Genomic DNA, 22,828 nt, shown 5'->3' on the forward strand with positions numbered 1-22,828 from the left:
AGTTATTTCTTTTTAGCAGTAGCCTTTTTAGGCGTTGATTTTTTTGCTGGTGCTTTTTCTCAATTAACTCTTTCACTTGATCTAGAGTTAATTTTTCTGCATCTACATCTTTACTTAATTCAATTTTGGTTTTACCTTTTAAAATAACCGATCTTCCCCAACGTGCTTTTTCAACACGAATTCCTTCATCTTCCCAGTTATGAATTAACTTATCTTGCTCTTTTTGCAATTTATCTTCAATTAACTCTTTAACATCTGCTTGAGATAAATTATCGAAATCATACTTCTTATTAACATTAATAAACATTCCATTCCATTTTATAAATGGACCAAAACGACCAACACCTTTTTGCACCGGCAAACCTTCATGCGTTGCAATGGGTGCATCGGCTTGTTGCTTCTCTTTTATAAGCTCAATTGCTCTTTCTAAAGAAACGTCCAATGGCTCCTCTCCTTTTGGTAACGAAATAAATGTTTTACCAAAACGAACATAAGGTCCAAAACGACCATTGTTAACTTTAATTTCTTCTCCTTCATAATTACCTAAAGATTTTGGCAACATAAATAAAGAAAGTGCTTCATCTAATGTAATAGTAGAAATATTTTGTTCAGGCAATAAACTTGCAAACTGCTTTTCTTCTTCATCAATACTTCCAATTTGAGCCATTGGACCAAACTTACCTAAACGAACAGACACTTGTCTTCCTGTTTCTGGATGATTTCCTAAAATTCTTTCACCAGTTTCTCTTTCGGCATTTTTTTCAACATCTACTACATTAGGATGAAAATGAGTATAAAAATCTTTCATCATTTTTACCCAATCTACTTTTCCTTCTGCAATTTCATCGAAATCTTGTTCGACTTTAGCGGTAAAATTATAATCTAAAATTGTTTCGAAATTTGAAACTAAGAAATCATTTACAATCATTCCAATATCAGTTGGTACCAATTTTCCTTTATCGGAACCTGTCGTTTCTTTTAAAACAACTGATTTAATATCTGAACCTTCTAATGTAATTTGATTATATTTTCTCTCTACACCTTCACTTGCTCCTTTTTCAACATAATTACGAGCAATAATAGTAGAAATAGTTGGCGCATATGTTGAAGGACGACCAATCCCTAATTCTTCTAATTTTTTAACTAAAGAAGCTTCAGTATATCGACTTGGTGGACGAGAAAAACGTTCCGTAGCAATAATATTTGTATTAGAAAGCTTTTCACCAATAACCATTTGAGGCAACATTCCTTCTTGTTCTTCCTCATCGTCATCGTGACCTTCTAAATATACTTTTAAGAACCCTTCAAACTTAATTACTTCACCTGTTGCAGCAAAAAGTTCTTTATGATTTGAAGCTTCTACTTTTACATTTGTACGTTCTAATTGAGCATCGCTCATTTGAGAAGCAATTGTTCTTTTCCAAATTAAATCGTATAATCTCGATTCATTTCTATCTAAGTCTACTGTATGGCGACTCATATCTGTTGGACGAATAGCCTCGTGAGCCTCTTGTGCTCCTTTAGCTTTCGTCGCATAATTACGTGTTTGAGAAAATTCTTTTCCGTAATAACTTTCAATTTCTGCTTTTGCAGCATCTAAAGCTTCATTAGACAAGTTTACACTATCCGTTCTCATATAAGTGATTAAACCGGCTTCATATAAACGTTGTGCGACCTGCATAGTAATCCCAACAGGTAAATATAATTTTCTTGCTGCTTCTTGTTGTAATGTTGAAGTTGTAAAAGGAGCTGCCGGAGATTTTTTTGTTGGCTTAGTTTCTAAATCGGCTACTTTATATTGTGACCCAATATTTTTTGCAGAAAATCTTCCGCTTCTTTTTTAGATTCAAAATTTTTAGGCAAACGCGCTTTAAAAGATTTTCCTTTTTCATTTACAAATTCCGCAACTATGCTATATGATGCTTCTGCATTAAATCCTTGAATTTCTCTTTCACGCTCTACAATTAATCGAACAGAAACCGATTGCACACGGCCGGCCGAAAGTCCGCCTTTAACTTTTTTCCATAAAACCGGCGAAAGTTCGTAACCCACTAGTCTATCTAAAACCCTTCTTGCTTGTTGTGCATTTACTAAATCGTAATTGATTCCTCTTGGATTTTCAATTGCTTTTTGTATCGCCGTTTTAGTAATCTCATGAAAAACGATACGTTTTGTCTTTTCAGGTTTTAATTTTAATTCTTCTGCTAAGTGCCAAGAAATAGCTTCCCCCTCACGGTCTTCATCGGATGCTAACCATACAACCTCTGCTGATTTTGCTAAATCTTTAAGTTTTTTCACCAAAGCTTTTTTATCACTCGAAACCTCATATTTTGGCTTAAAACCATTTTCAACATCTACTCCAATTTCTCTAGAAGGCAAGTCGGCTATATGCCCAAAACTTGATTCTACTTGAAAGTCTTTCCCTAGAAATTTCTCGATTGTTTTTGCCTTAGCTGGCGACTCAACGATTACTAAATTCTTTGCCATTTCAACTTTTTGTTTGTCGCAAAAGTATAAGTTTTTTTTCAATTTCTAATTTTTAGCCGTTTTTCAGTAAAATATTTTGTTAAAGAAAGTCTGACAAGTTGTCATATTTTACATTTTAGTATTATCTTTGCAACCCGAATTATATAAAATCGCATTCGGCATTTGATTATATGGAAAAGATAATTGAAGAAAACAAACAGGGAACAAGTTTAGTTCAAGAACAAAAGGAAGGCAATACTAAAAAACTTTTTATTGAAAGTTATGGTTGCCAAATGAATTTTTCAGACAGTGAAATTGTTGCTTCTATTTTAGCAAATCAGGGGTATAACACTACTCAAAATTTAGAAGAAGCCGATTTAGTTTTGGTAAACACATGTTCTATTCGAGATAAAGCAGAACAAACGGTTCGTAAGCGTTTGGAACAATATAATGCTGTAAAAAAAATAAATCCTTCGATGAAAGTTGGGGTTTTAGGCTGTATGGCTGAACGTTTAAAAGAAAAATTTTTAGACGAAGAAAAAATTGTAGATATGGTCGTAGGACCAGATGCATATAAAGACATTCCGAATCTTTTAAAAGATGTGGACGAAGGTCGTGATGCAATTAACGTAATCTTATCTAAAGAAGAAACGTATGGCGATATTCAACCGGTTCGTTTAAGCAGCAATGGTGTTACCGCTTTTGTATCCATAACTCGTGGATGTGATAACATGTGCACATTTTGTGTTGTTCCTTTTACAAGAGGAAGAGAGCGTAGCCGTGACCCACAAAGTATATTAGAAGAAATTCAAGATTTATGGAGCAAAGGTTTTAAAGAAGTTACTTTACTTGGTCAAAATGTAGATAGTTTTTTATGGTATGGTGGCGGACTAAAGAAGGATTTCGATAAAGCTAGCGAAATGCAAAAAGCAACCGCTGTAGATTTTGCTCAGTTATTAGATATGTGTGCTACACAATTTCCAAAAATGCGTTTTCGTTTCTCTACTTCAAATCCGCAAGATATGCATGTGGAAGTAATTGAAGTGATGGCAAAACATCATAACATTTGTAAATACATTCACTTACCGGTTCAATCTGGAAGCACACGTATTTTAAAAGAAATGAATCGTCAACATACTCGTGAAGAATATATTGCTTTAGTTGATAAAATCTATGAAATTATTCCAGACATTTCATTATCACAAGATATGATTTCTGGTTTCCCAACAGAAACTGAGGAAGATCATCAAGATACTTTATCGTTAATGGAGCACGTTCGTTACGATTTCGGATTTATGTTTGCTTATTCTGAAAGACCAGGAACTTTAGCTGCTAGAAAAATGGAAGATGACGTTCCTGAAGAAGTTAAAAAACGTCGTTTAAATGAGATTATCGATTTACAACAACGTATTGCTTTAGAAAGAACACAACGTTTCGTAGGTCAAACCGTTGAAGTTTTAATTGAAAAAGATTCAAAACGTTCGGACAAACATTGGAGCGGAAGAAATTCTCAAAATACAGTTGTGGTTTTCCCTAAAGAAAATTACAAAACAGGTGACTTTGTTAATGTAAAAATTACTGATTGTACAGCAGCAACACTTATTGGTGAAGCGGTTGGATATTCAGAAATTATGCAATCAAATTAATTACTATATATTAAGGTATAAATGGAATCAGTACAAGCCATAAAACAACGCTTTGAAATTATTGGTAACGATCCAAAGTTAAATCGTGCTCTTGAAAAAGCAATTCAAGTTGCCCCGACGGATATTTCTGTTTTAGTTACTGGAGAAAGTGGTGTTGGTAAAGAAAGTATTCCAAAAATCATACATGCTCTTTCACATCGTAAACACGGAAAGTATATTGCAGTGAACTGTGGTGCAATTCCTGAAGGAACTATTGACAGTGAACTTTTCGGACACGAAAAAGGAGCTTTTACAGGAGCAACTTCCACTCGTGAAGGATATTTTGAAGTAGCCGATGGTGGAACAATTTTCTTAGATGAAGTTGGTGAGTTGCCCTTAACGACACAAGTTCGTTTACTGCGTGTTTTAGAAAACGGCGAATTTATAAAAGTTGGTTCTTCTCAAGTTCAAAAAACGAATGTACGTATTGTTGCAGCTACCAACGTAAATATGGCAGACGCAATTGAAAAAGGAAAGTTTCGTGAAGATTTATATTATCGTTTAAGTACGGTCGAAATTCAATTACCACCATTACGTGAAAGAAAAGAAGATATTCATATTTTATTTAGAAAATTTTCTTCAGATTTTGCACACAAATACAAAATGCCTCCTATTCGTTTAACTGATGACGCTGTTCAGTATTTAATTCGTTATCGCTGGAGTGGAAACATTCGTCAATTGCGAAATATTGCCGAACAAATTTCGGTTTTGGAAACCAATAGAGAGATTTCAGTTGCTACTTTACAAAGTTATTTACCTACTGAGGGAACTAATTTACCATCAGTAATCAATCATACAAAAAAAGATAGCGACTTTAGCAACGAAAGAGAAATTTTGTACAAAGTGCTTTTCGACATGAAAGCTGATTTGAATGATTTGAAAAAGCTGACATTAGAATTGATGCAAAACGGTGGTGCTAAAGTTCAGGAAACCAATAAAAATTTAATTCAGCGAATTTACGGACAAAAAGAAGATAATGTTATCTTTGACGAGCAACCTAAAACAGAACTTTATCCAGTTCAACCTGAAATAGTTCAAGAAGAAATTCATGATGATGACTTGGAAGATGATGATTTCTTATTTGCAGAAACAGTCGAAGAGGAAGAGACTTTGAGTTTAGAAGCAAAAGAAATTGAATTAATTAAAAAAGCACTAGAACGTAACAAAGGGAAAAGAAAAGCAGCGGCTGATGAATTAGGAATTTCTGAAAGAACTTTATACCGAAAAATAAAACAATACGACTTATAATAATGAGTAAGACATTAAAAATATTTGCTTTATTACTTTTATTTGCTACTTCAGGTTGTAAATATTACAATTTTACAGGAACAGGTCAAATTGACGCCAATACTTTTCAAGTAAATTATTTTCAAAACAATGCTGAATTAGTTGAGCCCGGAATTGAAAGAACATTCACTTTACAATTACAAGACATAATACAAAGTCAAACCAATTTGAATTTGGTTAATCAAGGTGGTGATTTGTTATATGAAGGAGAAATTGTAGAATACAGAATTACTCCAATGACCGCAACTGCCGATCAAAGAGCTGCTCAAAACAGATTGACAATTGGCATAATGGTGCGTTTTACAAATCAGAAAAAAGAAGACGATAATTTTGAAAAACGTTTTTCTTTCTATCACGATTATCCTGCAAATGAGCAAATGACAGGAAGCCGTTTAACAACTGCTTTAGAAGAAATTTACACAAGAATTACACAAGACGTTTTCAACGAGTCTTTAGCAAAATGGTAGTAAATTGAATATAACTGAATTAACATATTTACTAAACAAACCAGAAGCGGTTAACGAAAAACAAACTCTTGCACTTGAACAAGTTTTGCAAGAATATCCTTTTTTTCAATCCGCTAAAGCATTATATCTAAAAGGATTATACAACCAAGAAAGTTTTAGATACAACTATGAATTAAAGAAAACCGCAGCATTAACTCAAGATCGCGCTATTCTTTTTGATTTTATAACTTCGAAAGAATTTAAAACAATTCAAAAAAGTAATATTGAAGAAACCGAAGAAATTATTTCCAATATTGATGTAAATGAAGCGGAAAATATAGCAATTGAAAACATTACTAAATTAACTGAAATTGAAGAAATTGAAGAAAAATTAGAAATTGGTAAACCTTTACATTTTGAAAATAGTGAAAAACACTCATTTAGCGAATGGCTTCAATTAACACAAATTTCCCCTATCGAACGTTCTTTAGATGAGATAGATAAAAAAAATACAGAAGAAAAGACCAAAAAATTTGACTTAATTGATAAATTTATAGAAAGTAACCCAAAAATTTCACCTGTAAAAGAAACCACTTCAACACCTTCAAATATCGCGAAAAGTACCGAAGAACCAACACATTTAATGACCGAGACTTTAGCTAAGATATTTCTAGAACAAAAAAATATCAACGTGCAATACAAGCTTATGAAATTTTAATTTTGAAATATCCAGAAAAAAGTAGTTTCTTTGCAGACCAAATTGAAAATATTAAAAAAATACAACAAAATAATAACTAGATTATGTTTACAGGATTTTTAATTGCAATAACAATTGTTTGTTTCTTATTGATTTTAGCAATCATGGTGCAAAACCCTAAAGGTGGTGGATTGTCTTCTACTTTTGGTGCAGGTGCGGGCCAACTAGGTGGTGTACAAAAAACAACTGACTTTTTAGATAAAAGTACTTGGACACTTGCGGGTGTATTATTAGCATTAATTTTATTATCATCATTATCTTTTGGATCTAGCTCTACAGATTCTAAGGTTTTAGGAACTGATGATGTTACAATTCCTGCAGTTCAAACTCCTGCAGCACCAGAAGCAAATACTGCAACTGGACAAACTACTGATAATGCAGCAACAACTTCAGAAGCTACTGAAGAAGCAGCAAAATAAAATATAACAGAAATAATTTCAAAAATGCCAGCATGTCAGTGCTGGCATTTTTATTATAAGCAAAATTGTCAGAAATTACATTTGGCACAATTTCTGAAAAATAAGGAAACGTAAATTATTAATTTAAATATTAAAAATATGTCATTAAACATTAAACCTATTTCAGATCGTGTAGTTATCGAGCCAATGGCTGCTGAGACAACTACTGCTTCAGGAATCATTATTCCTGACACTGCAAAAGAAAAACCACAAAAAGGAACTGTTGTAGCTGTAGGTAGTGGAAAAAAAGACCACACAATGACCGTAAATGTAGGCGATATTGTACTTTATGGCAAATATTCAGGTACAGAGTTTAAGTATGAAGGTAAAGATTACCTAATTATGCGTGAAGAAGAAATTTACGCAATACTTTAACTAGCTTTAGGCTAATAGCAGAAAGCATAAAGCGTGAGAAATTTCAAAAAATATGATATTTGGCAATTAAGTCACAATTTAACTTTGGACATTGATGTGTTAACCTCGAATTATCCAAAAGAAGAATTATACGGACTGGTTAGTCAAATTAGAAGAGCTAGTTCTTCAATTCCTACTAATATTGCAGAAGGTTGTGGAAGAAGCTCTGATAAAGAATTCAATCAATTTCTCAATATAGCTTTAGGCTCTGCTAATGAAACAGAATATTTAATTATTCTATCAAAGGATTTGAATTACATTTCTTTAGAAAAATTCAATGAAATAGAAACTCAAATCAATATAATAAAAAGTAAAATTTACAATTTAAAAGAAAAGTTAAACTCGCTTTAGGCATAAAGCCTTAAGCATAAAGCTTAAATAAAATGGCAAAAGAAATAAAATTCGATATTGAAGCACGCGATGGTTTAAAACGTGGTGTAGATGCATTAGCAAATGCAGTAAAAGTTACTTTAGGTCCAAAAGGTAGAAATGTAATTATTTCAAAATCATTTGGCGGCCCAACAGTTACTAAAGATGGTGTTTCTGTAGCTAAAGAAGTAGAATTACAAGATCCATTAGAAAATATGGGTGCTCAAATGGTTAAAGAAGTTGCTTCAAAAACAAATGATTTAGCTGGTGATGGAACTACAACTGCAACAGTTTTAGCGCAAGCTATTGTAAAAGAAGGTTTAAAAAACGTTGCTGCTGGTGCTAACCCAATGGATTTAAAAAGAGGAATTGACAAAGCTGTAGAAGCTTTAGTTGGTGACTTAGGAAAGCAAGCGCAAGCTGTTGGTGATTCTTCTGAAAAAATTAAACAAGTTGCTTCTATTTCTGCAAACAACGATGAAACTATTGGTGAATTAATTGCAACCGCTTTCTCAAAAGTTGGTAAAGAAGGTGTAATTACTGTTGAAGAAGCAAAAGGTACAGATACTTATGTTGATGTTGTAGAAGGAATGCAATTTGACAGAGGTTATTTATCTCCTTATTTTGTTACCAATGCAGACAAAATGATAGCTGAATTAGACAATCCTTATATCTTACTTTACGATAAAAAGATTTCTAATTTACAAGAATTATTACCTATACTTGAACCTGTAGCGCAATCGGGTCGTCCTTTATTAATTATTGCTGAAGATGTAGACGGTCAAGCATTAGCTACATTAGTAGTAAACAAATTACGTGGAGGATTAAAAATTGCAGCTGTAAAAGCTCCAGGTTTTGGAGACAGAAGAAAAGCAATGTTAGAAGATATAGCTATTTTAACTGGTGGAACAGTAATTGCTGAAGAAAGTGGATTCTCTTTAGAAAATGCAACATTAGCAATGTTAGGTACTGCTGAAACTATTACAATTGACAAAGATAACACTACAATTGTTAATGGAAATGGAGATGCAGAAAACATTAAGGCTCGTGTAAACCAAATTAAAGCGCAAATTGAAACTACAACTTCTGATTATGACAGAGAAAAGCTTCAAGAGCGTTTGGCTAAATTAGCTGGTGGTGTTGCTGTTTTATATGTTGGTGCTGCTTCTGAAGTAGAAATGAAAGAGAAAAAAGACAGAGTTGACGATGCTTTACACGCGACAAGAGCTGCTGTTGAAGAAGGAATTGTTGCTGGTGGTGGTGTAGCTTTAGTAAGAGCTAAATCTGTTTTAAACGACTTAAAATCAGAAAATGAAGACGAAGCAACAGGTATTCAAATTGTAAATAGAGCTATTGAAGCTCCATTAAGAACAATTGTTGAAAATGCTGGTGGCGAAGGTTCAGTAGTAATTTCAAAAGTTTTAGAAGGTAAAAACGATTTTGGATTTAATGCTAAGACTGGAGAATATGTTGAAATGTTAAAAGCAGGAATTATCGATCCTAAAAAAGTAACACGTGTAGCTTTAGAAAATGCTGCATCAGTTGCTGGAATGATTTTAACAACAGAATGTGCTTTAATTGATATTAAAGAAGACACACCTGCAATGCCAATGGGCGGAGGAATGCCAGGTATGATGTAATTAAAACAAACCTCAATAAAAAAATCCGATTAGAATTTCTAATCGGATTTTTTATTACCTATAATTTTTAAATTATTCGATAATGGTCATTTCATCAACAATGTGTTTTGCACCTGAAAACTTATCGATTAACCATAATACATAACGAATATCTACATTGATAGTTCTTTGTAAATTATGATCAAAAATAACATCTCCAGCCATTGCTTCAATATTTCCATCGAAAGCTAAACCAATTAATTCTCCCTTTCCATTTAATACTGGCGAACCTGAGTTACCACCTGTAATATCATTATCTGTTAAGAAGTTAACGGGCATGTAACCAGCTTTATCAGCATAACGACCGAAATCTTTGTTATTGTACATTTCAATCATTCTTTTTGGCATATCAAATTCTGGATCATTTGGCTTATATTTAGCAATCATACCTTTCATAGTAGTATAATTATTAATCTTTGCATCATTTCTCTTATCTGCAGGTAAAGCTCTTACTTTCCCATAAGTTAAACGCAATGTTGAATTTGCATCTGGATATAAAACTGTAGATAATTTAGATTTTCTTAAACCATCTACTAATAAACGATAAGACTTTTGGAATTTTTCCTCAGCAGCCGTAACCTCATCAGATTTTGATGAATAATGTTTAATTAAATCATCCGTTAATAAATAAATAGGATCGTTCTCAACAAAATTCAAATTTGGAAAATCTAAGAATGCTAATGCTTTTTCTTTTGAACCAAATAAACTCAATTCAAAAATTGCATTTACATAATTTGTAAAATCTCCATTATTAGCTTTTAATTCTTCTTCTACTATTGGCGATAATTTATAACCCGCTTTTTTTGCATACAATCCTAATTGAGCTGTTAAGATATCTTTTTCAGCTGGCAAATACATTTCTGCATAAGCTTCTTCAATTTGTGCTTTTAACCCTTCTTTTAATGCTTCTCTTTTTGAAGGTTCTGTTTTAGCATAATTCACAAATTGACGTCCTAATCTTCTTGGCAACATTACCATTGAACTCGTACGAATCATTGTCATTAAGTAATTATCATGACGTGCTTTTTCGTTTGTTAACTTGTAATAAGCATTAATATCTTCGATAACAGAACCATAAGTCGCTTTGTTTTCAGCTTTATTAGCCCATTTATTAAATTTAGCTTCGTTTTTAGATTTAGTTGCTGCTGTTTTGTGCTTTGTTAAAGCATCAATCATACCTTGACGGTTTTTCCAATAATTAGCAACACCTGCATATTTTGAAGCATACATTAAACGAACTGCATCGTCTTTATCCATGTATTTCTTCATCATATCCATACCCATTTTTGAGCCTTCAACCCAAGCTGGATAAGCATATTTTACATTTTGATCGATTCCACCAGCTGGCATCCAACGGTTTGTTCTTCCAGGATAACCTAAAATCATAGCAAAATCATTCTCTTGAACTCCTTTTAAGTTTACTGGTAAATAATGCTTAGGCTTTAAAGGAACATTGTTTGGAGAATATTCTGCAGGATTTCCATTTTGATCTGCATATACACGGAACATTGAAAAATCTCCAGTGTGACGAGGCCATTCCCAGTTATCGGTATCTCCACCAAATTTACCAACACTTTCTGGAGGAGTTCCTACTAAACGTACATCTTTATAATCTTGGTAAACGAAATAGTAATATTCATTACCTTGGAAAAACGATTTTACTGAAACTGTATATTTACCATTTTCAGAATTTTCTTTTTCAATTAAAGCAATTTCTTTATTAATAGCCGCTTCTCTTTCTTTTTCAGTCATTGAAGGAGTCACTTTTGATAATATTCTTTTTGAAACATCATCCATTCTAACAAAGAAACGCACAAATACGCTTTTTGGCTTTAATTCGGCTGCTCTATTTGCTGCCCAATAACCATCTCTTAAATAATTTGCTTCTGGTGTAGATAATTCAGCAATAGCATCGTAACCACAGTGATGATTTGTTAACACTAAACCATCTTTTGAAATAATTTCAGCCGTACAACCTCCATCAAATTGAACAATAGCGTCTTTTAAGCTATGGTTGTTAATGCTGTAAATCTCATCTGCAGTAAGTTGCAGTCCCATTTTTTGCATATCGCGATGATTTAATCGCTCAATAAACATTAAAAACCACATTCCTTCGTTAGCAAAAAGTAAACTTGGTGCTGCGAAAAAAGCGATTAATAATGACAGTACTATTTTTTTCATAAATAAATAATTTTGACAGCTACGAAGATACTTCTATTTTCAGAATTCTTCAATTTGAAGCTGGTTTTTAATCGTAATTTTAAAGTATTTTTAACAAATAGTAGTGTAAAATAAAAAAGCAGCTATTTAAGCTGCTTTTTTATTTAGTTTAACATTTTCCAAAGTTTATCCTTTAACTCTTGTAATCCTTGATGGGCGACAGATGAAATAAACATGTAATCGTGCCCTTTAAATGCTTTATCTAGTTCTACTTTCATTTCAGCTTTTAGCTCTTCATCTAACATATCCGATTTAGAAATTACAATTAATCGGTCTTTATCTAACATTTCTGGATTGTAGCGACGTAATTCATCTAATAAAATATCATATTCTTTTTTAATATCAGGAGCATCTGCTGGAACCAAAAACAATAAAGTAGAATTACGTTCAATATGACGCAAGAAATAATGTCCTAAACCTTTTCCTTCTGCGGCTCCTTCAATAATACCCGGAATATCTGCAATTACGAAAGATTGAAAATCGCGATAAGCTACAATTCCTAAATTCGGTTTTAATGTTGTAAACGGATAATCGGCAATTTTTGGTTTTGCCGCTGTTAAAACTGAAAGTAACGTAGATTTTCCTGCATTAGGAAATCCAACTAAACCAACATCAGCTAAAACTTTTAATTCTAAAATTACATCTATCTCTTCACCAGGTAATCCGGGTTGCGCATAACGTGGCGTTTGATTAGTTGCTGTACGAAAATGCCAGTTTCCTAAACCTCCTTTTCCTCCTTTTGCTAATACTTTTTCTTCTCCGTCTTCTGTAATTTCAAAAAGTAAATCCCCTGTTTCTTTATCTTTAACGACTGTTCCTAAAGGTACTTCTAAATATTTATCTTCACCATCAGCTCCAGTACTTCTGCTACTACCACCATCGCCACCATGACCCGCTTTTACGTGTTTTGTAAATTTTAAATGATAAAGTGTCCACAAATTTTTATTTCCTTTTAAAATAACATGACCTCCACGACCACCATCTCCTCCATCTGGACCACCTTTTTCAATAAACTTTTCACGGTGTAAGTGAGTAGAACCTTTTCCACCTTTACCCGAAGCCACATATATTTTTACGTAATCTACGAAATTTCCCTCTGTCATAACTAAGTTAGAAGTTAGAAGTTAGAAGTTAGAAGTTAGAAGTTAGAAGTCTTCTTAACTTTTAATTTTTGCAAAGATACTATAATTAGTTGATTTTGAAATTTTGATTTTATGCATAAAAAAAGCGTCCTGTTTGGACGCTCTTATATCTAATTGAATTGTTCCTATAAACTATCTAGAACAGTTGATAAACGCTCTGTTACTTCAGCTATTGAACCAATTCCATCTACTGAATGAAATTTATCTTGTGCTTTATAATAATCGATTAGCGGAGCTGTTTTTTCATTGTATTCTTGGTAACGATTACGGATTTTCTCTTCATCTTGATCGTCTGCTCTACCAGAAGTTTTACCTCTTTCTAACAAACGTTGTACTAAAATTTCATCATCTGCTTCTAAAGCAACTGTTGCAGTGACCTCCCAACTTTTAGTTTTTAAGAACGCATCTAAAGCATCTGCTTGTGCAATAGTTCTTGGGAATCCATCAAATAAAAAACCTTTTGCATTTGGATTTTTCTCAACTTCATCTTGAAGCATTTTGATAGTAACTTCATCAGGAACTAAATCACCTTTATCCATATATGATTTTGCTAGTTGACCTAACTCAGTATCATTTTTATATTGAAACGGAATATATCTCCTGTTGACAAGTGTACTAAATTGTATTTGTCTTTTAAAAATTCAGCTTGTGTTCCTTTGCCTGCTCCTGGTTTCCCAAAAAGTACAATATTAATCATTTCGTTTTTAGTATTTTGTGTTGCTAATTGATAAACTTCTTTTAAATTTCTTCCTAATCCATCGTAATCTAAACCAAAGCCAACAATAAATTTGTTTGGAATATGAATACCTACATAATCTAATTTGATGTCTTTTGTATAGGCTTCAGGTTTAAAAAATAAAGTAGCTATTTTAAAATGTTTTACTCCTTTTTCTTTAAAAATATGTTTCAATTCTTCAACTGTATTACCAGTATCTACAATATCTTCTACAATAATTACACTTCTTCCTTCTAAATCTTGATTTAGTCCAATTAATTGTTTTACGTTGTTAGTCGATTGTATTCCCTCATATGAAGATAATTTTACAAATTCTACTTCACACGGTTGGCTATAATATTTCATCAAATCCGACAAAAACATAAATGAACCATTTAAAATTCCAACAAAAATTGGAACCTCATCGTAAAAATCGTCTTCTATTTGCTTAGCTAAGTTTTGAATAGCATAATCTAGCTCCTTTTCTGAGATAAAAGCTTCGAAATGTTTATCGTGTAGTTGAATCACTTGTGTTGTTTTTTAAAAATAAACAACAAATTTAAGGAAGTAAGCTGTATTTATTTGTAACACATTATACTTTTTTTGCAAATTAGGTATATTTACATCATGTTAACCGAATTAGAAATTAAGTTATTAGAAAGCGATGCGCACAGAACAAGTCGAATAAGCGCTTGCAACTATGCAATTCGTAAAGAAAAAATTGAGGAATTAACGCAGATTGCATTTAATCTTTATCATCAAAGTCATGTTATGGCATTTTGGACACTTGAATTTGTTTGTGAAAAAAAATTAAAATCGTTTGTCCCTTTTATTAATTCATTTTGTGAAGTTTTACCAACTTTAAAAAATGATTCCGCAATTCGTCCTGCAACAAAAATTTGTTTTTTCTTAGCTAAAAGTAACCATCGAAAAAATGGTATTTCACTTACTCATGATCAAGAACATAATCTTATTGAAACTCTAATTGACCGACTCATTCAGGATGAAAAAGTTGCAGCTAAAGTGTATTGTATGAAAGCTCTTTTTGTTTTTGGAAAAAAGTACGACTGGATTAACAATGAATTGAAAGAAATTTTAGTTCAAGACTTTCCAAATCATTCAGCAGCATATAAATCGGCGTCAAGAAATTTACTTAAGAAACTCAACAAATAACAAATTGTTAATTATCAATTGTTAATTATCAATTGTCTAAGTATCTTTGCAGACAAACAACACATAACTAATGAACTATTTTTCATCAGACTTTAAATTAGGTATTTTAGGTGGAGGGCAATTAGGAAAAATGCTACTTACCGAAACAAGAAAATTCGACATTCAAACTTTAGTAATCGACCCAAGTGAAGAAGCTCCTTCACGTTTTGGTTGTAATGCTTTTTACAGAGGAAGCATTGTTGATTATGATACTGTTTACCAATTTGGGCAAATGGTAGATGTTTTAACTATAGAAATAGAAAATGTAAATTTAGATGCATTAGACGCTTTAGAAGCTGAAGGAAAAAAAGTTTTTCCATCGCCTAAAACTATTCGTTTAATTCAAAATAAAGGAAAACAAAAAGACTTTTACGTTAAAAACAACATTCCTACCTCAAAACACTTGCGTTTTGTTGGTCTAGATGATTTAAGAGAAAGTTTAGCTAAAGATGAGATTGAATTTCCTTTTGTTTGGAAAAGTGCTACTGGTGGTTATGATGGAAATGGCGTTAAAATTTGTCGTTCAACACTAGATTTAGTTAATCTCCCAGATGTAGAATGTATTGCGGAAGATATGGTTCCGTTTAAAAATGAATTAGCAGTAATAGTGACTAGAAGCGAATCGGGAGAAGTTAAAACTTATCCTGTTGTTGAAATGGAATTTCACCCAGAAGCTAACCAAGTGGAATATGTAATTTGTCCGGCTCGTATAGATGAAAAAGTTGCTCAAAAAGCACAAGAAGTTGCTTTAAAAGTTTCAGAAGCTTTTCAACATGTAGGATTATTAGCTGTTGAAATGTTTCAAACAGAAGATGATGAAATATTGGTTAACGAAGTTGCTCCAAGACCACACAATTCGGGACATTATTCTATTGAGGCAAGTTATACTTCTCAATTTGAAAATCATATTCGTGCAATTTTAAATTTACCATTAGGAAACACAGATAGTAAAGTAGCTGGAATTATGGTTAATTTAGTTGGAGAAGAAGGTTTCAACGGACAAGTAGTTTATGAAAACATTGAAAAAATCATGGCAATTGATGGCGTAACACCACACATTTATGGAAAACGTGAAACACGACCTTTCCGTAAAATGGGACACGTAACTATTGTTAATGAAAACATGACAGAAGCCAGACGTATTGCTGAAGAAGTCAAGAATAGTATTCGAGTGATTAGTACTCAGTAGTTAGTGTCTAGTCGAAGTAAGTAGTATATGTCATTAGCTTTGCTCAGTTCGGCTTTGCCTCGAGTCTGAACAAAGTGAAGAATCTCATAATTTCAAAACAATAAACAACAAACCATAAACAACAAAAATGAGTAAAGTAGCCGTAGTAATGGGAAGCATTTCGGATATGCCGGTAATGCAAGATGCCATAGAAATATTAAAAGGATTCGATATTGAAGTAGAAGTTGATATCGTTTCTGCACATAGAACACCGGAAAAATTAGTAGATTTTAGCAGTAATGCACATAACAGAGGAATTTCTGTAATTATTGCTGGAGCCGGTGGCGCTGCACATTTACCTGGAATGGTTGCTTCTATGAGTCCGCTTCCTGTAATTGGTGTTCCAGTAAAATCGAGTAATTCAATTGATGGTTGGGATTCAGTTTTATCTATTTTACAAATGCCAGGCGGAGTTCCTGTAGCAACTGTTGCATTAAACGGAGCAAAAAATGCTGGAATTTTAGCCGCTCAAATTATTGGTTCAAATGACAAATGCGTTTTAGATAAAATTGTAGCTTATAAAGAAGGATTAAAACATGCGGTTTTGAAAGCTGCCGAGGATTTGAAAAACTCATAAAAACAGAAACCCCAACCGAAGTTGGGGAAATCTATTCACAATTAAGTGACAACTATAAAAAAAATTCTACTCTTTCAGGGCAAATAAGGAATGACTCTCACATCATTTCATCGACAAAATTATACACTTTATCGGTAAAAACAAATTTTTTATGCTATTTTTAGTAAACTTTAACACAAAATATCAAACTACACCGTTTTCGCAAATTAAGTTGTCAGATTATAAAGACAATTTTAAAGCGTGTATAGAACTAGCTAAATCTGAGATTGATCAAATTATTCAAAATTCAGATGAGCCAACTTTCGAAAATTGTATTGCTGCCTTAGATTTTTCAGGTCAACAATTAGATCGTTTATCAAGTACTTTTTTTAACTTAAATTCAGCAGAAACTTGTGATGAAATGCAAAAAATTGCACAAGAAGTTTCGCCTTGGTTAACTGAATTTAGTAACGACATTACTTTAAACGAAAATTTGTTCCAAAAAATCAAAGCAGTTTACGACAAAAAAGATACTTTAAATTTAACTACTGAACAACAAACACTTCTTGATAAAAAATACAAAGGTTTTGTTCGAAATGGTGCTTTATTAAATGAAGAACAAAAAACAAAACTTCGCGAAATTGATACTCAATTAGCGAAATTAAAACTAACTTTTGGCGAAAATGTTTTGGCAGAAACCAATAATTACCAACTTCATGTTACTAATGAAGATGATTTACAAGGTTTGCCAGAAGGCGCAAAAGAAGCTGCAGCAGATTTGGCGAGAAGTAAAAATGTAGAAGGTTGGATTTTTACATTAGATTTTCCAAGTTATTTACCTTTTATTACTTATGTTGACAATCGTGAATTGCGTAAAGAAATTTCTATTGCTTACGGGAAAAAAGCGTTTCAAAATAATGAGTTCGATAACCAACAAAATGTAAAAGACATTGTCCGTTTACGCCACGAGCGCGCTAACTTATTAGGTTATAAATCACATGCCGATTTTGTTTTAGAAGAACGAATGGCAAAAAATCCAGAAAAAGTAAAAACGTTTTTGAATGATTTATTGGAAAAAGCAAAACCTGCAGCCGATAAAGAGTTTGCTGAATTATCTGCTTTTGCAAAAGAATTAGATGGAATTGAGCAATTAGAAAAATGGGACAGCGCGTATTATTCGGAAAAATTGAAACAGAAAAAATTCAATTTAGACGATGAAAAGCTAAAACCATATTTCAAATTAGAGAATGTTTTAAACGGAGCATTTACAATTGCTGAAAAATTATATGGCATTACCTTCAAGGAGGTTTTTGATATCGATAAATATCACGAAGATGTAAAAACCTATGAAGGATTAGATTTTGAAAATAATTTAGTTGCTGTTTTTTACGCCGATTTCTTCCCTAGAAAAGGAAAAAGAAATGGAGCTTGGATGACTTCATTTAAATCACAATATATTAAAGACGGAATCAATGAGCGTCCACATATTTCGAACGTTTGCAACTTTACACCACCAACAAAAACGAAGCCTTCACTCCTAACCTTTAACGAAGTAACTACTTTGTTTCACGAATTTGGTCATGGGTTACACGGCATGTTAGCCAACACAACCTATCCAAGTTTATCGGGAACTTCTGTATTTTGGGACTTTGTAGAATTACCAAGTCAGGTGATGGAAAACTGGTGCTACCAACCCGAAGCATTAGCTTTATTTGCAAAGCATTATGAAACAGGCGAAATTATTCCGCAAGAATATGTAGAAAAAATTAAAGAAAGTGCCAACTTTTTAGAAGGATTAGCAACCGTTCGCCAATTGAGTTTTGGATTATTAGACATGGCGTATCATGGAAAATCGCAAACAATTGACGATGTAAAAGCATTTGAATTGGCTGCTTTTGAAAGCACAAAATTATATCCGGATGTTGCCGAAAATTGTATGAGTACTTCATTTTCGCACATTTTCCAAGGCGGTTATTCTTCTGGATATTACAGTTACAAATGGGCTGAAGTTTTGGATGCTGATGCTTTTGCTTATTTTGAAGAGAAAGGAATTTTCAACAAAGAAGTAGCAACCAAGTTTAAAGAATATATCCTTTCTAAAGGCGGAACAGAACATCCTATGGAATTGTATAAAAAATTCAGAGGTCACGAACCTACACCAGATGCTTTGTTGAAACGTGCTGGGTTGATTTAACAAATAGAATTTTAAATAATAGAAGCCGAAGCAAATTAAACTTCGGTTTCTATTATGATATCAATAATAACACTAACCAAAAAACGGGTAAACTTTCAACCCAAAAGAAGTATAATATTTATTTCTTTTTTTGGAAGCATAATAAGTAAAAAGACCAAGGATTATAGAAAAAACTAAATTTATTAAAAACACTTTTAATGTAAACTCTGGTTTCAATAAGTCTAATAAAATAAAAACAACAAGTAAAATATATGCCAAAAATTTAGTCTTCTTCTCTCCTAGTTGTTGAGGAATCGTTTTTAAATACAAATCGTCGAACTGTAAATCCACAATTTCAAAAATCAGCATTAAAACGAAGACTAAAATAAACCGTTGTAAACTTTTTAAAACTACAAGAATATCAATTGGATAATGTGCATTTATAACTGGAAGCCAAACGGTTACTGCAACCCAAGCTACTGCAACCAAAAATATTTTAATTCCGCTCCAATTTCTCATGTTTGATTTATTTGGAATGAAGGGAATCGTATATAAAACTGTTAAAAACAAAGCTCCTATTCCTAATAGTTTTGTTATGGTTTCAAGTTGCCAAAAATAATAGAGCGTAATCCAGAAACAAATAAAACTCAATCCAATTATAGCTTTAAATCGTTTGGAAAGCGCTACTCTTCTCACTCGAACTAATTCGTCATATTTTATAAAATTATACCCTACAATAGTACCGTAGAAACCAAAATAAGCTACGGGTTCATCATATGCCAAATTTAATTTTAAAAATGTAATTCGAATAAGTGCATAAACAGCAAAAGCAACATGTAAACTGCTTTCAATATAAAAGTCGAGAAGTTTGTAGAAGTACTTCATTTAGCAAAAATAATGAATGTGTTAATAACAAGCCGATTTTGTTCAAAAAATAACAAAAATTAGAACTTTAAAAAGAAATTATTACAAGATTAATAATTACATTTGCGTACCAAAATAACAACACAAACATTAGACCCTATTTATTTGTAAATGAGAACAGATGCTTTTGCTTTAAGACACATTGGGCCAAGAGAAACTGACCTAGAACACATGTTCAAAACAATTGGTGTTACTAACATGGACCAATTACTTTACGAAACTTTTCCAGACGGAATTCGTTTAAAAAAAGATTTAACACTTGCTCCTGCCATGACCGAATATGAGTACGCAACTCACATCATGGAATTAGGTAAAAAAAATAAAGTTTTCAAATCGTATATTGGTTTAGGGTACCACCCAACAATAGTTCCCGCTCCTATCCAAAGAAACATCTTTGAAAATCCAGGTTGGTACACTGCTTACACGCCTTACCAAGCTGAAATTGCACAAGGACGATTAGAAGCTATTTTAAATTTCCAAACTATGGTTATTGAATTAACAGGAATGGAAATTGCTAACGCTTCTTTATTAGACGAAGGTACAGCTGCCGCTGAAGCAATGGCTTTATTATTTGACGTTAGAACAAGAGATCAAAAGAAAAATAATGTAAATAAATTTTTCGTTTCTGAAGAAATATTACCACAAACTTTATCGGTTTTACAAACACGTTCAACTCCAATAGGAATAGAATTAGTTGTAGGCAACCATGAAGATTTCGATTTTTCAAACGATTTTTTTGGAGCTATCCTACAATATCCTGGAAAATACGGACAAGTAAATGATTACAGTGCTTTTATAGCTAAAGCTACTGAAAACGAAATTAAAGTTGCTGTTGCTGCTGATATTTTATCATTAGCTACTTTAACATCACCAGGTGAAATGGGTGCTTCAGTGGTTGTAGGTACTACGCAACGTTTTGGTATACCAATGGGTTATGGCGGACCGCACGCGGCTTACTTTGCTACTAAAGAAGAATACAAACGTTCAATGCCAGGTCGTATCATTGGTGTTTCAATCGATGCAAACGGAAACAGTGCATTACGTATGGCTTTAGGTACTCGTGAGCAACACATCAAGCGTGAAAAAGCAACTTCAAACATCTGTACTGCTCAAGTATTATTAGCGGTTATGGCTGGTATGTATGCGGTTTACCACGGGCCAAAAGGATTACAATACATCGCAAATAAAGTACATGCTTCAGCTGTAACAACTTCAGATGCTTTAAATAAATTAGGTATTTACCAAACGAATTCAGCTTTCTTCGATACAATTTTAGTAAAAGCTGACGCTCAAAAAGTAAAAGCTGTTGCTGAAAGAAATGAAGTTAACTTCTTTTATGTAGATGCAGAAACTATTTCGATCTCATTCAACGAAACAACTTCTATCAACGATATCAACCAAATCATCGCGATTTTTGCTGAAGCTACAGGTAAAGAAGCTTTCACAGTTACTGAATTATCAACTGCTAGCCAATTACCCGGTTCTTTAGAGAGAACGTCGTCTTTCTTAACCCACGATGTATTCAACAACCATCACTCTGAAAGTCAGTTGATGCGTTATATTAAAAAATTAGAGCGTAAAGATTTATCATTGAACCATTCAATGATTTCTTTAGGTTCTTGTACTATGAAGTTAAATGCTGCTTCTGAAATGTTGCCATTATCAATGCCGAACTGGAACAGCATTCACCCATTTGCTCCAATTGAACAAGCAGAAGGATACATCACAATGCTTAAAAAATTAGAAGAGCAATTAAACGTAATCACAGGATTTGCTGGTACAACGTTACAACCAAACTCAGGAGCTCAAGGAGAATACGCTGGTTTAATGACTATCCGTGCTTACCATATGTCACGCGGTGAAGGCCATAGAAATGTATGTTTAATTCCATCATCAGCACACGGAACAAACCCTGCTTCTGCTGCAATGGCTGGAATGAAAATTATCGTTACCAAAACAACTCCAGAAGGAAACATTGATGTTGAAGATTTAAGAGCAAAAGCTATCGAACACAAAGATGATTTATCTTGTTTAATGGTAACTTATCCTTCAACTCACGGAGTTTACGAATCTTCAATTATCGAAATTACTCAATTAATCCACGATAATGGCGGATTAGTTTATATGGATGGTGCAAATATGAATGCTCAGGTAGGTTTAACTAACCCTGCAACAATTGGCGCTGATCTTTGTCACTTAAACTTACACAAGACTTTCGCTATCCCTCATGGTGGTGGTGGACCTGGAGTTGGACCAATCTGTGTGAATGAAAAATTAGTTCCTTTCTTACCAACTAACCCAATCTTAAACGTGGGTGGAGAACAAGCAATCACAGCTATTTCATCTGCTCCTTATGGGTCTGCATTGGTATGTTTAATCTCTTACGGATACATCACTATGATGGGAGCTGAAGGATTAAGAAATGCAACTGAATTTGCTATCTTAAATGCTAATTATATGAAAGCTCGTTTACAAGAACACTACCCTGTTTTATACTCAGGTGAAATGGGAAGAGCTGCTCACGAAATGATTTTAGATTGTCGTGCATTTAAAGAAAAAGGAATTGAAGTGGGTGATATTGCAAAACGATTAATGGATTACGGTTTCCATGCGCCTACTGTATCTTTCCCTGTTGCCGGAACATTAATGGTTGAACCAACAGAATCTGAAGATTTAGCTGAATTAGATCGTTTTTGTGACGCTATGATTTCGATTAGAAAAGAAATTGAGGAAAGTACTAAAGATGAAGCTAATAATGTATTAAAAAATGCTCCTCATACATTAGCAATGTTAACAGCTAATACTTGGGAATTCCCTTATTCTAGAGAAAAGGCAGCTTACCCATTAGACTATATTGCTGAGAATAAATTTTGGCCTTCTGTACGTAGAGTAGATGATGCTTACGGAGACAGAAACTTAGTTTGTTCTTGTGCTCCAATTGAAGCGTATATGTAATTCAGTAGTTAGTCACTAGTAATTAGTGATCAGTATAATATTAATTGTCATTTCGAACAAAGTGAGAAATCCCATAAAAATAATGCGATTTTTCAACCGAGTAAATTCGGTTTCGAAATGACAATTTTCTTTTTAAGAGATT

Annotated in this window: 15 protein-coding genes and 3 pseudogenes; 13 read left to right on the plus strand and 5 right to left on the minus strand. The window is 33.0% G+C overall.

What is annotated here, in order from left to right:
- Positions 1-2 precede the first annotated feature (2 nt).
- A pseudogene (gene topA, locus GCU34_RS08200) lies at positions 3-2,487 on the minus strand (type I DNA topoisomerase).
- A 170-nt stretch (positions 2,488-2,657) separates the two neighbouring features.
- Between topA and miaB the strand changes: the two are divergent.
- From miaB to groL, 8 genes and pseudogenes are all read left to right on the plus strand, one after another.
- Positions 2,658-4,112: a tRNA (N6-isopentenyl adenosine(37)-C2)-methylthiotransferase MiaB gene (gene miaB / locus GCU34_RS08205; protein WP_072784564.1), complete on the plus strand. Its 1,455-nt coding sequence runs from the start codon at positions 2,658-2,660 to the stop codon at positions 4,110-4,112.
- 21 nt (positions 4,113-4,133) lie between these two features.
- Entirely contained in the window at positions 4,134-5,399 is a 1,266-nt protein-coding gene (locus GCU34_RS08210) for a sigma-54 interaction domain-containing protein (protein ID WP_072784566.1), read from the plus strand.
- 2 nt (positions 5,400-5,401) lie between these two features.
- Positions 5,402-5,905, plus strand: a complete 504-nt coding sequence (gene lptE / locus GCU34_RS08215; protein ID WP_072784568.1) for an LPS assembly lipoprotein LptE — start codon at positions 5,402-5,404, stop codon at positions 5,903-5,905.
- Between the two features lie 4 nt (positions 5,906-5,909).
- A pseudogene (locus GCU34_RS08220) lies at positions 5,910-6,682 on the plus strand (tetratricopeptide repeat protein).
- Positions 6,683-6,685: 3 nt separating this feature from the next.
- Positions 6,686-7,060 (plus strand): preprotein translocase subunit SecG, encoded by a 375-nt coding sequence (secG, locus tag GCU34_RS08225; RefSeq protein WP_072784571.1) that lies wholly within the window; start codon positions 6,686-6,688, stop codon positions 7,058-7,060.
- 138 nt (positions 7,061-7,198) lie between these two features.
- The gene (locus tag GCU34_RS08230; protein ID WP_072784572.1) at positions 7,199-7,474 is read left to right on the plus strand and encodes a co-chaperone GroES; all 276 of its coding nucleotides are present in this window, start codon (positions 7,199-7,201) and stop codon (positions 7,472-7,474) included.
- A gap of 33 nt (positions 7,475-7,507) precedes the next feature.
- Positions 7,508-7,864 carry a four helix bundle protein gene (locus GCU34_RS08235; protein WP_072784573.1) on the plus strand — a complete coding sequence of 119 codons (357 nt, stop codon included), beginning with the start codon at positions 7,508-7,510 and terminating at the stop codon, positions 7,862-7,864.
- Between the two features lie 32 nt (positions 7,865-7,896).
- Positions 7,897-9,522, plus strand: coding sequence for a chaperonin GroEL (gene groL, locus GCU34_RS08240; protein ID WP_072784574.1), 1,626 nt, complete (start codon positions 7,897-7,899; stop codon positions 9,520-9,522).
- A gap of 72 nt (positions 9,523-9,594) precedes the next feature.
- On the opposite strand, the gene GCU34_RS08245 is transcribed toward groL, so the two are convergent.
- From GCU34_RS08245 to GCU34_RS13960, 3 genes and pseudogenes are all read right to left on the minus strand, one after another.
- Entirely contained in the window at positions 9,595-11,742 is a 2,148-nt protein-coding gene (locus GCU34_RS08245) for a S46 family peptidase (RefSeq protein ID WP_072784575.1), read from the minus strand.
- Between the two features lie 143 nt (positions 11,743-11,885).
- On the minus strand, positions 11,886-12,884 hold the full coding sequence (gene obgE, locus GCU34_RS08250; protein WP_072784576.1) for a GTPase ObgE: 999 nt from the start codon (positions 12,882-12,884) through the stop codon (positions 11,886-11,888).
- A 164-nt stretch (positions 12,885-13,048) separates the two neighbouring features.
- A pseudogene (locus GCU34_RS13960) lies at positions 13,049-14,166 on the minus strand (adenylate kinase).
- 99 nt (positions 14,167-14,265) lie between these two features.
- Here GCU34_RS13960 and GCU34_RS08265 point away from each other — a divergent pair.
- The 4 genes from GCU34_RS08265 (at position 14,266) to GCU34_RS08280 (ending at position 18,828) form a co-directional block, all read left to right on the plus strand.
- Positions 14,266-14,811, plus strand: a complete 546-nt coding sequence (locus tag GCU34_RS08265; protein WP_072784579.1) for a hypothetical protein — start codon at positions 14,266-14,268, stop codon at positions 14,809-14,811.
- Positions 14,812-14,881: 70 nt separating this feature from the next.
- The gene (locus GCU34_RS08270; protein ID WP_072784580.1) at positions 14,882-16,039 is read left to right on the plus strand and encodes a 5-(carboxyamino)imidazole ribonucleotide synthase; all 1,158 of its coding nucleotides are present in this window, start codon (positions 14,882-14,884) and stop codon (positions 16,037-16,039) included.
- 127 nt (positions 16,040-16,166) lie between these two features.
- Positions 16,167-16,655, plus strand: coding sequence for a 5-(carboxyamino)imidazole ribonucleotide mutase (gene purE, locus GCU34_RS08275; RefSeq protein WP_072784582.1), 489 nt, complete (start codon positions 16,167-16,169; stop codon positions 16,653-16,655).
- A 151-nt stretch (positions 16,656-16,806) separates the two neighbouring features.
- Positions 16,807-18,828, plus strand: a complete 2,022-nt coding sequence (locus GCU34_RS08280; RefSeq protein WP_072784584.1) for a M3 family metallopeptidase — start codon at positions 16,807-16,809, stop codon at positions 18,826-18,828.
- A 72-nt stretch (positions 18,829-18,900) separates the two neighbouring features.
- Here GCU34_RS08280 and GCU34_RS08285 read toward each other — a convergent pair whose 3' ends face one another.
- Positions 18,901-19,692 carry a UbiA prenyltransferase family protein gene (locus GCU34_RS08285; RefSeq protein ID WP_152378422.1) on the minus strand — a complete coding sequence of 264 codons (792 nt, stop codon included), beginning with the start codon at positions 19,690-19,692 and terminating at the stop codon, positions 18,901-18,903.
- Between the two features lie 150 nt (positions 19,693-19,842).
- On the opposite strand from GCU34_RS08285, the gene gcvP reads away from it, so the two are divergent.
- Positions 19,843-22,686 carry an aminomethyl-transferring glycine dehydrogenase gene (gene gcvP, locus GCU34_RS08290; protein ID WP_072784588.1) on the plus strand — a complete coding sequence of 948 codons (2,844 nt, stop codon included), beginning with the start codon at positions 19,843-19,845 and terminating at the stop codon, positions 22,684-22,686.
- Positions 22,687-22,828 lie beyond the last annotated feature (142 nt).

This window comes from Flavobacterium haoranii, assembly GCF_009363055.1.
Classification (GTDB): domain Bacteria; phylum Bacteroidota; class Bacteroidia; order Flavobacteriales; family Flavobacteriaceae; genus Flavobacterium; species Flavobacterium haoranii.